This window comes from Pseudomonas asuensis, from assembly GCF_014646755.1.
GTDB lineage: Bacteria > Pseudomonadota > Gammaproteobacteria > Pseudomonadales > Pseudomonadaceae > Chryseomonas > Chryseomonas asuensis.
On sequence record NZ_BMNW01000029.1, the window covers coordinates 1 to 9,944 of the forward strand.

Here is a 9,944-nt window from a genome sequence, read left to right on the forward strand (position 1 = left end):
GAGGCTAGCGAAAGGGGCGAGGTCGAGGCGCTAACGAGGTTCATGCAGAGGGTCCTTATGGCGTATTAAAGGTTCTGTGTGGTAGCCCTTAGCGCCTGGGTTCCAGGGGAGTCTGCTTGTCGTCCCCTAATGACAGGCCCAAAACCCCATGGCTGACTTCTGGAACCGCTCTGTCTAAGGACGCCACACACGAGAAAGAACAGCGGCCACAGCGTGTCGGGCAGCGTGAACACCAGGGGGTACCAGGGGCAGTCAGGCAAGCGGTTACTCTGGACGGCGATCCACTGATCGGTAGCCTTTTTGCCGCAGGACGGACAGGCCGGCAGTGGCACGTGTTGCACAGGTCTTTGATATGCGAGCAATGCTCATTGCCGCAGCTGTAGTGCTTGACGCCCAGGATCGAGGTGCCGCCGGTCAGCATTTTGTTCACCGACTCCACTTCGATCTCCCGCAGCCCGCCGGCCTCCAGCAATCCTGCCCAGCAGCCGTTGGCCCTGGACAAATTCTTCAGCGGGCGAAGTTTGAAGCCAGCGGACCGGCTGAAACGGACGCTGGAGTGTTGGCGGGCGACCCAGACTATTGCTGTTCACGCGCAGCCTGCAGCTGGGCCGTGATGCGACGATTATCTGCCTGATGAAGGCACATGCAGATCAATGCCGGCGATGTCATATTGGGCCTGCTCGTTCAATCGGGTGCGTACGGTGAGATTGGCAACATCATTTTCCGGTAGGACGTTGACCTGCTGTTCATAATGAGCGTCTGCACCTTGAGTTGAGCGTAGGTGCATGGTGCCGTCGGCGATGCCATTACGGGCCAGCAGTGCCATGAGCTGATGGTGGTTGTTGGGCTGAGCTTCGGTCTGGTCCAATGCGAGGTGTGCGTTGGGGCTCAGGCTGGTCAGCGAGAGCGCTGCGAGGTGAGCATGCGGGGTGGGCGAACGTGCGGCTGCCGATGGCTGGTCGGTATTGATTGAGCCGGTGTAGTGCTGGGTGGGGATACCTGATAGAAGGGGACTCACTGTGCCTGGCCTGTTTTAGATGATTAACTGGCCGCAGGAAGTGGCCTTGATCCAGTGGGTGGCCGAAAGCGTTCAGGGGGTTCCGAAGAGGGTCAGGCACATGGGCCAGATAACACGTCTAAAGCGGGCACGGACCCATTTGCAGCCATAGGCTGCCAAGTTCATAGAGGTACCTGCGCCCTCTTTGATTCCATGGCTTACCGGGTCTGACCTCTTTTGGCGTTAGGCTGGAACCTTGCTTGTAATAGAAGCGCTTGAGTTATTGTGCCGGAACTGAACGGGGCTCAGCCCCCCGAGGGAGAGCTTTAGCCGGTGGTGGTTGTAATAGCGGATATAACCGCGCAGCGCCTCCTCCAACTGAGCCAGGTTGTTAAATGATTCCCGGTCATACAGCTCGGACTTGAGCACGGCAAAAAAGCTTTCCATGGCTGCATTGTCCAAGCAGTTACCGCGTCGTGACATGCTCTGGGTAAGGCCACGCCGTTCCAGAAGGCGGCCAAAGGCAGGCATCTGATAGTGCCAGCCCTGATCCGAATGCAAGAGGGGAGCCTCGTTGCGTCTTAAGCGCTGGAAGGCTTTGCCGATCATGTCTCGGACCATGTCGAATACAGGTCGCCGAGCCATCTCATAGGCCACGATCTCGCGGTTGTACAGGTCCAGAACCGGTGACAGATACAGCTTCTGGCCGGCTACATTGAACTCGGTAATGTCCGTCACCCATCGCTCGTTAGGCCGCCCGGCTGAGAAGTTGCGATTAAGCTGATTAGGAGCAATCCTGGCTGTTGCGCCTCGGTATGCCCTGTACTTACTGCGGCGTCTAATCGATGACTTTAGTGCCAGGATCCCCATCAAGCGCTGAATGGTTTTATGATTCACAAGGGCTCCCTGGTTGCGTAAGGCTGCGGTGATACGGCGATAACCGTAGCGGCCCTTATGACGCTCAAATAGCTTTTTGATAGCGCTTTTGAGCCCAGCGTATCTATCAGCAGCAGCCAATGCCTTGGATTGATAGTAGAAGGTACTGCGGGCCAGGCCCGCCGCTTTAAGCAGGGCTGCTAGAGGATAGTGTCGCCTTAACTCTATAACGATCTGTGTCTTCTCACGAGTGCTGAGCGCTGCCGGCGTTGAGCCAAGGCTTTTAGCTCGTTTGAGATAGGCATTCTCCAGCTGCAACCTAACAATCTCGTCGGTGAGTTCTTGTTGGGTACGCTGGGCATCATTTGAACCATTGAGCGTTTCGATGACAGACGCGTTGCGCTCTTTCACGTCGGCTCCTCGTCGCTTTCGAGTCAGGGCGGTCAGACCATCTCGTTCGTATTGCTGCTGCCAATGCATCACGCTTGATTTGTTAGCAATGTTGAAGATTGCAGCGGCCTGACGGTAGGACAAGCCTTCTTTATACAGTCGCTTGAGAACAGCGAGCTTGAAGGCCGTAGTGTAATGAGAGCGGGAGGGCGTGAGGGCTGCTTCGCCATGAAGCTGAAAAGCGGCGACCCAGGTGCGGACCAGGCCTCTCTCTACATTGTGCCGATGCGAAACCCTGCTGAAGCCATCAGCGCTTTCGAGATAATCGCGAATGACCATGAGTTTGAACTGAAGCGAGTACTTCGCCATAAAGAAACCCCCGAAGGTTGTGTCCAACTTTCGGGGGTCAGTTCACTTGAGCGGGCTCATGTCCGGATGCTGAGCCGCAAAGCTGAGCATCTCGGTGCCGATGCTGGCTGGGCTGTCGGTGACGGCCAGACCCACCAGATACGCCTGGCCGCTAGAGCCAAACTTCTCGTTGACCTCGATGGAGGTGTACACCTTTTGCTTTAAGTTATTGACGATGTTTACCAGGTCGTCGGTGGGCTCGATCTGGGCAAATAGGGCCAGCTTTTTCTCGCCGCTGATCTCGACTTCGCCCGTCGACAGGGCCAAGACGTCGCCATAGGCGCGGAAGGGAGAGTCGGCCAGCGTGCTGCGGAAGTGCTCCATCCAGATGCGCGCGCCGTAGACCTTGGGGTCATAATTGGCGGCCATCTGCTCAATCCAGCTGCGCTCGATGGTGCGGCCGTCCGTGGTTGCGCCTTCGACGGCAACACGGAACTGCTTGGAACGGAATTTCTTTTTAGTGCTCATGCCGTGAGGTCCTCAATGCGGGGGGATCGCGGGGTGCGGTGGCAGTAAGGGCATGGTCGTTTTGTGAGGGAGGCGCAGCAACGAGCCGGGGTTGTAGATCGGCCGTTTACAAGATGCGGTGCTAAGCAGATGAGGGATGAGGCCGCAGACTGACAGCCATCAAACACAGCCAGTCCTGTCATGAACGAAGCCACCCTTACCCTGCCGATGGATACGCGCCGCCAAGCCAAGTTTCTCTACTGGATGGGATGGCGGATCTCCGAAATCACCGAGGCCACCGGCGAGAAAGAAAAGACCCTGCACAGCTGGAAGACCCGCGATGAATGGGACCGGGCCGACAACGTCGAACGCATCGGCGGAGCGCTCGAGGCGCGTCTGGTGCAGCTGATCCTGAAAGAGGCCAAGACCGGTGGTGACTTCAAGGAGATTGATCTCCTGCACCGGCAGCTGGAGCGGCAGGCACGCATCCAGCGCTTCAAGGACGGCGGCACCGAGACCGAGCTGAATCCGAACCTGGCTAAGCGTAACGAGGGACCCAAAAAGCCGCCGAAGAAAAACGACTTTAGCGAGGAGGACATCGAGAAGCTGACCGAGGCCTTTGTGGACGGCTGCTTCGACTACCAGAAAGACTGGTATCGGACCATGAACCAGCGGACCCGAATGATTCTGAAATCACGTCAGATCGGGGCCACGTTCTACTTTGCCCGCGAAGCCCTGATCGATGCCCTGGTATCTGGCCGTAACCAAATCTTCCTGTCAGCCAGTAAAGCCCAGGCGCATCAGTTCAAGAACTACATGCAAGCCTTCGTCAATGAAGTGCTCGGCCGGCAGCTCACCGGCGACCCCATCGTGCTGCCCAACAATGCCGAGCTGCATTTTCTGGGCACCAATGCCCGCACCGCCCAGGGCCGCTCGGGCAATTTTTATTTCGACGAATTCTTCTGGACCTACAAGTTCGAGGAGCTGAACAAGGTCGCTTCAGGCATGGCCCTGCACAAGAAGTGGCGAAAGACCTACTTCTCGACGCCCTCAAGCATCGCTCATGAAGCCTATAAGTGGTGGACCGGCGAACGGCTGAACAAGGGCAAACCGACCGCGCAGCACCTCAAGATCGACGTGTCACACGATGCCCTGCAGCAGGGCCGACTGTGCGAGGACAAGATATGGCGTCAGATCGTCACCATCTTGGACGCCGAGGCGCGCGGCTGCGACCTGTTCGACCTGGAAGAGCTGCGCATGGAATATGCAGCCGAGGCCTTCCAGAACCTTTTGATGTGCGAGTTCGTCAACGATGGCGACTCCATCTTCCCGCTGATCATGCTGCAGCCGTGCATGGTGGACAGCTGGGTCGAATGGGCCGAGGACTACAAACCGTTTGCGGCCCGTCCCCTGGGGGATCGTCAGGTCTGGATTGGTTATGACCCGGCCGAAACGGGCGATATGGCTGGCCTGGTGGTTGTGGCTCCGCCGCTCGTTCCGGGAGGCAAGTTCCGGATCCTGGAGCGTCACCAGTTCAAGGGCATGGACTTTGCCGCCCAGGCTGAATTTATCCGCAAGGTTACGCAGCGTTACTGGGTGACCTATATCGGCATTGATACCACCGGCATGGGCGCCGGCGTGGCCCAGCTGGTAAAGCAGTTCTTTCCCGCCGTCACCACCTTTAACTACTCGCCCGAGGTCAAGACGCGCCTGGTCCTCAAGGCGTTTGACGTCCTCAAGAACGGTCGCCTCGAATTCGACGCCGGCTGGACCGACATGGCCGCCGCGCTGATGGCCATCCGCAAGACCGTGACCGCAAGCGGCCGGCAGTTCACCTATACCGCCGGGCGCAATGAAGAGACCGGCCATGCGGACCTCGCCTGGGCCTTATTTCACGCCTTACACAACGAGCCGCTTGAAGGGCAGACCGCTGCCAATACCGGCTTTATGGAGATTCACTGATGAGCACTACCCTTCAGGATCTGCCACCGGTGCTGGTGGCAGGCCATACCTCAAGCCCGGCCGGTATCGAAGCCTTTACCTTTGGCGATGCCGTCCCGGTACTAGACAGCCGCGAAGTGCTCGATTACCTGGAATGCTGGTACAACGGCCGTTACTACGACCCGCCGCTCTCGTTTGATGGTCTGGCTAAATCAGTGCGGGCCAGCGTGTACCTGCAGTCGGGCCTTAACTTCAAACGCAACATGCTGGCCCGCACCTTTATCCCGCATAAGCTCCTGAGCCGCGCGGCCTTCGAGCAGCTGGTCCTGGACTGGCTGACCTTTGGCAATGCCTACCTGGAACGCCGCCGCTCGATGCTGGGCAGCACGCTCACGCTCTCCCCTGCCCTGGCTAAGTACATGCGCCGCGGCAAGGACGATCAGTTCTACATGGTTCAGGCCTGGAGGGAGGAGCACGCCTTTGAGCCGGGCTCGATCTATCACCTACGCGAAGTGGACATTAACCAGGAGATCTATGGCCTGCCGGAGTGGATCGCCGCGCTGCAGTCGGCGCTCTTGAACGAGTCGGCTACCCTCTTCCGCCGTAAGTATTACAACAACGGCAGCCACGCCGGCTTCATCCTGTACATGACCGACCCGGCCCAGAACGAGGGCGACGTGGACGCCATGCGGCAGGCGCTCAAGTCAGCCAAGGGACCGAGCAACTTCCGCAACCTGTTCATGTACTCGCCCAACGGCAAAAAGGACGGCATCCAGCTCATTCCGATCAGCGAGGTGGCGGCCAAGGATGACTTCGGCTCGATCAAAAACATCAGCCGCGACGACATGCTTGCGGGCCTGCGCATCCCGCCACAGCTGATGGGCATCGTTCCGCAAAACGCCGGGGGCTTTGGCTCGATCCGGGTATGCGGCCAACGAACTCGAACCCGTCCAGGCGCGCCTGGCCCAGCTCAACGAGTGGATCGGTGATGAGGTGATCCGCTTTAGACCCTACGAGCTCGCTGTACCTCAATAGCTCAGTCCAAAAGCCCAATGAGTAAGAATCAGTCCAGCATCACATGGCAGAATATGCCAATCGATTCAACAGTGGCCAGCAGTGATGGGAAGACCAACAAGCGGTATTGCCTGGACGACAGCAATCGTTGGAGGGGTGCGCTACGACTTAAATCACCTACATCCTTATATTTGGGAGGTGGTAATTCCTGGAAAGGAAAAAAGCGACAAGCATCCAGCCGTGCCTGAAAGAAAGATACGCATAAACGTCTCCTTTGGGCTGCACTGTTTTGCCAGAGATCCACTGCCAAGCGAAAGGGTTAGCGATGATTGTTGGTATCAGGACAATCGAGAACGTCGAGTTTTCTGCCAGATTCGCTGGGAGCTTTCGAAGCAACTGCCGGGAATCATTGCAACGCTCGCGGAGCGGCGCTGTATGCATACAGGCCGGGAAGAATTCGTAACGTTAGAGGTACCTTATCAGGGAAGAACCTTGGAGTACGCAGTGTTCTTCACTGTGACCAAGGCAGGAAGAGCTGATCGAGCAGACCTGAACTTGTTTGTGAACAGTGCTCATGAACGATACGACCCACTCAAGTACACCAAGCCGATCAAGTTTCACTTCATCCTGTTAAACAGACTACAAGGTAAGCCCATCAAGCCACCTCCTCGCTAAAAAGCAAAACCCCGCACGATGGCGGGGTTTTTTAATCCGGAGCCTCTTGGTTATCCCACTCTAGGGTGCGGGCCTCTTTCGAGGTGGGCGGGCGCTCTCACCGGTCAGCGCTACCTATGGATACAGTTTCCTAAAAGGTGTTGCCCACGTCAACTTTTGACGTCACCTTCTATCGCATAAGTTATGCTTAAAAACATTAAGGACGACCTGCTATCCAGACGAGAAAGCTGAATGAGAGGTGGTAAATATGGACAAAGAACTCTTTGATGATCTGGTCAAAAGCATGGAGCAGATGAACGAAATCGTTGCGGGGGAGCGGGAGCCCTCCCGCATCTTCGAGGTTGAGAAAGACCCAACCCACGTTATTTCTGCGCTACAGGCTTGATAGGCTACCTGCTTGCTTTACGAAAAAGCCTCCAAATGGAGGCTTTCTATGAACTGTCTTTGGATAAATGCGCTTTAGCACGGCCTATCCATTTGGAATTGATATCCTCAAGGTCGGTTATCTGGCCGGCTTCGGCCTCGGCCAACCCCTCTCGAATTGATTCTGAATGCCACGAGTCGTCGCCCTTTGCCAGTTCGGCCACGCGTAAATCGTACGCGCTTTGAAGGTTCATCCAGAACTTAGCTGTAGTGCCTAAAGCATTACTGAGTAGCAGAGCCAGGTCAGGTGTTATCTCCTGACGCTCACACAGGATTTCGTTCAGTGTGGTTTCTGGAATAGAGATTGTCTGAGCAAAACTTGCAGTTAAGGTAACCGACGGGTTTAGAAACTCTTCTCGCAGAATTTCTCCTGGATGAATTGGGCGCATTCCATTTTTGTGCATAGCCATAAACATCCATTCATGATCTAAAGCAGAACTGCCGGTACTGGCTATCAAAGATAACAGCGATTCGAATTTAGATAGGCATTGCCGGCAGCACTTACAAATTAGCATATTTGCAATGAGCTGATCTTAAGCGATTCGCAGATGGGTATATGCATTCCGCCACAGCTCATAGCTTAAAGGTTTCAAGACTACGACCTATCTATGGATTGAAGTTCTGCTAAAAGCTTTGCTGCTTTACGAGCACCGCGGCTGGCATTTCCCTCTCCTAGCTCAACAAATAGCTGATAAGTTTCATCGTCCAACGTCATAAGCCGCTTTTGAGTTTTAATGCCTTCTGGCAAATCGGCGGCGCGCCCAGCGCCTGCACGAGCGCCGCCTCTTGCTGTTTTTTCTGTCATTGAGATTAACCCTTCCAATATGAAGGCCAAAAAAAACCGCTCCGAAGAGCGGCTTTTTCCAGCTGGCCCGCTTAGTGACCTAGAAACTTAGGAGCCACAACCCAAAGCAGCGCCGCAACAGTCCACACCGCACCAGTTACCAGAACTGGCTTTATAAACCATGCGGGACTGCTGAAACTTGCGGCACGCGCGTCGCTTTCGGCCTGCAGCTGCTGCAGTTCCTTAATAATGTCTTTTTCGTTGGTCGGCATGGTTGCCTCCTATCGCGTGGCGTTCGCCTATGGGAAAACTATAGCCCTTAGTGCCTTTACTGTATAGAACCCCGCCTTTCGGCGGGGGCTTGGATCATTTGTGAAGGTTGTTTAGCAGAACACCTAATGCACCGATCAGACCGCTTAGGATGACTACCCAGTAACCGATTGCCTCCCTTTTTAGCTTTGCCGTTTCGGCTTTGGTTTTTTCCTCGTTTAACATTCCGATTCTTATGTCCTGAATCAGCTTGAGTCGTTCTAGCTCTTCCTTTGTTTGTCCTTTGTCTTCCATCGCTTCTCCTTTCTAACAAGGCCACTGCCTCTCTTTTGAATTATATATATAATTCAAAAGAGAGGCAAGAAGTATGTTTTCATTAGGGCATCCGTCATTGAGGACATGACTACTAACATGGAATGAACCTATATGAAGATGACTGAAATAAAAGCAGCGGCTAAAGAGAGGGATAGGCTGCGATGGATGAAGGAGGTAGAAGAGCGGCTGCCGTACTGCGAAACGATTACGTATACAAGCGATGCAAGAGTTGAATATCTGGCCGGACGCAAAACACGTAATTCAGCTTGGTGGGTTGAATTAGAAGTGAATGGACAGTTTCATTTGGAGCGGCTTGGCCGAGGCACCCAACGCTACGTCGATGCTTACATGAGGCTTATAGAGCAACGACGCATTGGGGAAATTTAGTAGTAACTCGAAGGCAAAGCACTGTAGTCACTAGGGTATGCCCCATAGACTACACCTAGGGAAATATCGATACTTAACAGACTGACCAGAAAGTAACCCCCATGCGCGAGGCTCTCAACGCTATTTTGGTGCACTTATTTCAATTCAAGTCCAAACGCCCCATTGAGCGCTGCTCGTGTGCCGCGGTTTAAGCCATGCTGACTGACCCCTTTGTTAACCGCGCGTTCGAGCGCGGCGGGACGAGGATCAGTCGGATCAGGTCGGAGCTGCGACCAGGTCTGGCCCTGTTGCTCCAGATGGCACAGGAAGCGATTGATCTTTGAGCGTTCTTGTGGCGTTAGGCTTTGTGGCAACGAGGCCATGAGCTGACTATGCTCGGCAAGGGTGGGCTTAAGCTTTACCTTTCCCAATTCGGCTACCAGCACAAGCCCCAACGCCTTGTTGAGCGATGATCGTGTGCTGGGTTGTAGGCCATGCCGACTGATCCCTTCGTTAACCGCGCGTTCGAGCCCGGCGGGACGAGGATCAGTCGGATCAGGTCGGAGCTGTGACCAGGTCTGGCCCTGTTGCTCCAGGTGGCACAGGAAACGATTGATATGTGAGCGTTCTTGTCTACTTAGGCTTTGTGGCAGCAAGGCCATGAGCTGACTATGCTCGGCAAGGGTGGGCGTAAGCCTCATCTGTCCTGATTCGCCTACCAGTACAAGCCCAAACTCCCTGTTGAGTACTGCTCGTGTTTGATTATGTAAACCATGCTGACTGATCCCTTCGTTAACCGCGCGTTCGAGCCCGGCGGGACGAAGATCAGTAGGGTCAGGTCGGAGCTGCGACCAGGTCTGGCCCTGTTGCTCCAGGTGGCACAGGAAACGGTTGATATGTGAGCGTTCATATGTCGTTAGGCTTTGTGGCAACGAGGCCATGAGCTGACTATGCTCGGCAAGGGTGGGCGTAAGCCTCATCTGTCCTGATTCGCCTACCAGTACAAGCCCAAACTCCCTGTTGAGTACTGCTCGTGTT

At 55.2% G+C, this 9,944-nt stretch carries 12 protein-coding genes and 3 pseudogenes; 6 read left to right on the forward strand and 9 right to left on the reverse strand.

The genetic code is table 11. The features are described from left to right. Window positions 1-194 precede the first annotated feature (194 nt). Window positions 195-472 (reverse strand): annotated as a pseudogene (locus IEX86_RS23920) (transposase zinc-binding domain-containing protein); the annotation flags it as partial. Between IEX86_RS23920 and IEX86_RS25285 the strand changes: the two are divergent. Beyond that, window positions 353-634, forward strand: coding sequence for a hypothetical protein (locus IEX86_RS25285; protein WP_229685489.1), 282 nt, complete (start codon window positions 353-355; stop codon window positions 632-634). The pseudogene IEX86_RS23920 and the gene IEX86_RS25285 sit on opposite strands and share 120 nt — an antisense overlap. Here IEX86_RS25285 and IEX86_RS23925 read toward each other — a convergent pair. The 3 genes and pseudogenes from IEX86_RS23925 to IEX86_RS23935 form a co-directional block, all read right to left on the reverse strand. Then, a complete protein-coding gene (locus IEX86_RS23925; RefSeq protein ID WP_188868662.1) occupies window positions 623-1,018 on the reverse strand; it encodes a hypothetical protein in 396 nt (131 codons plus the stop codon). The two genes, IEX86_RS25285 and IEX86_RS23925, sit on opposite strands and share 12 nt — an antisense overlap. A 222-nt stretch (window positions 1,019-1,240) precedes the next feature. Next, the gene (locus IEX86_RS23930; protein WP_188868663.1) at window positions 1,241-2,632 is read right to left on the reverse strand and encodes an IS3 family transposase; all 1,392 of its coding nucleotides are present in this window, start codon (window positions 2,630-2,632) and stop codon (window positions 1,241-1,243) included. A gap of 45 nt (window positions 2,633-2,677) precedes the next feature. Then, window positions 2,678-3,139, reverse strand: a pseudogene (locus tag IEX86_RS23935) (GPO family capsid scaffolding protein); the annotation flags it as partial. Window positions 3,140-3,319: 180 nt separating this feature from the next. On the opposite strand from IEX86_RS23935, the gene IEX86_RS23940 reads away from it, so the two are divergent. From IEX86_RS23940 to IEX86_RS23955, 4 genes and pseudogenes are all read left to right on the forward strand, one after another. Then, window positions 3,320-5,080 carry a terminase ATPase subunit family protein gene (locus tag IEX86_RS23940; RefSeq protein WP_188868665.1) on the forward strand — a complete coding sequence of 587 codons (1,761 nt, stop codon included), beginning with the start codon at window positions 3,320-3,322 and terminating at the stop codon, window positions 5,078-5,080. Next, window positions 5,080-6,094 (forward strand): annotated as a pseudogene (locus IEX86_RS23945) (phage portal protein). Before IEX86_RS23940 ends, IEX86_RS23945 begins: the two are co-directional and overlap by 1 nt. A gap of 84 nt (window positions 6,095-6,178) precedes the next feature. Next, entirely contained in the window at window positions 6,179-6,748 is a 570-nt protein-coding gene (locus IEX86_RS23950; RefSeq protein ID WP_188868666.1) for a YjaZ family protein, read from the forward strand. Between the two features lie 247 nt (window positions 6,749-6,995). Continuing rightward, complete coding sequence (locus IEX86_RS23955) at window positions 6,996-7,133, forward strand: hypothetical protein (RefSeq protein WP_188868667.1); 138 nt, start codon at window positions 6,996-6,998, stop codon at window positions 7,131-7,133. A gap of 46 nt (window positions 7,134-7,179) precedes the next feature. Here IEX86_RS23955 and IEX86_RS23960 read toward each other — a convergent pair whose 3' ends face one another. From IEX86_RS23960 to IEX86_RS23975, 4 genes are all read right to left on the reverse strand, one after another. Beyond that, window positions 7,180-7,581 carry a HigA family addiction module antitoxin gene (locus tag IEX86_RS23960; protein ID WP_229685488.1) on the reverse strand — a complete coding sequence of 134 codons (402 nt, stop codon included), beginning with the start codon at window positions 7,579-7,581 and terminating at the stop codon, window positions 7,180-7,182. Between the two features lie 185 nt (window positions 7,582-7,766). After that, window positions 7,767-7,976 carry a hypothetical protein gene (locus tag IEX86_RS23965; RefSeq protein ID WP_188868668.1) on the reverse strand — a complete coding sequence of 70 codons (210 nt, stop codon included), beginning with the start codon at window positions 7,974-7,976 and terminating at the stop codon, window positions 7,767-7,769. Window positions 7,977-8,047: 71 nt separating this feature from the next. After that, window positions 8,048-8,227, reverse strand: a complete 180-nt coding sequence (locus IEX86_RS23970; protein WP_188868669.1) for a hypothetical protein — start codon at window positions 8,225-8,227, stop codon at window positions 8,048-8,050. 94 nt (window positions 8,228-8,321) lie between these two features. Beyond that, entirely contained in the window at window positions 8,322-8,519 is a 198-nt protein-coding gene (locus tag IEX86_RS23975) for a hypothetical protein (RefSeq protein WP_188868670.1), read from the reverse strand. A gap of 132 nt (window positions 8,520-8,651) precedes the next feature. On the opposite strand from IEX86_RS23975, the gene IEX86_RS23980 reads away from it, so the two are divergent. Then, window positions 8,652-8,927, forward strand: a complete 276-nt coding sequence (locus IEX86_RS23980; protein ID WP_188868671.1) for a hypothetical protein — start codon at window positions 8,652-8,654, stop codon at window positions 8,925-8,927. A gap of 134 nt (window positions 8,928-9,061) precedes the next feature. Here the strand turns inward: IEX86_RS23980 and IEX86_RS23985 are convergent. Next, a partial coding sequence (locus IEX86_RS23985) for a hypothetical protein (RefSeq protein ID WP_188868672.1) occupies window positions 9,062-9,944 on the reverse strand: 883 nt, incomplete at its 5' end.

Coding starts and splice junctions, on each gene's coding strand:
- IEX86_RS23975 (WP_188868670.1), bottom strand. CDS start 8,519: ATGGAAGACAAAGGACAAACAAAGGAAGAGCTAGAACGACTCAAGCTG.
- IEX86_RS23960 (WP_229685488.1), bottom strand. CDS start 7,581: ATGGCTATGCACAAAAATGGAATGCGCCCAATTCATCCAGGAGAAATT.
- IEX86_RS25285 (WP_229685489.1), top strand. CDS start 353: ATGCGAGCAATGCTCATTGCCGCAGCTGTAGTGCTTGACGCCCAGGAT.
- IEX86_RS23950 (WP_188868666.1), top strand. CDS start 6,179: ATGGGAAGACCAACAAGCGGTATTGCCTGGACGACAGCAATCGTTGGA.
- IEX86_RS23955 (WP_188868667.1), top strand. CDS start 6,996: ATGGACAAAGAACTCTTTGATGATCTGGTCAAAAGCATGGAGCAGATG.
- IEX86_RS23965 (WP_188868668.1), bottom strand. CDS start 7,976: ATGACAGAAAAAACAGCAAGAGGCGGCGCTCGTGCAGGCGCTGGGCGC.
- IEX86_RS23930 (WP_188868663.1), bottom strand. CDS start 2,632: ATGGCGAAGTACTCGCTTCAGTTCAAACTCATGGTCATTCGCGATTAT.
- IEX86_RS23980 (WP_188868671.1), top strand. CDS start 8,652: ATGAAGATGACTGAAATAAAAGCAGCGGCTAAAGAGAGGGATAGGCTG.
- IEX86_RS23940 (WP_188868665.1), top strand. CDS start 3,320: ATGAACGAAGCCACCCTTACCCTGCCGATGGATACGCGCCGCCAAGCC.
- IEX86_RS23970 (WP_188868669.1), bottom strand. CDS start 8,227: ATGCCGACCAACGAAAAAGACATTATTAAGGAACTGCAGCAGCTGCAG.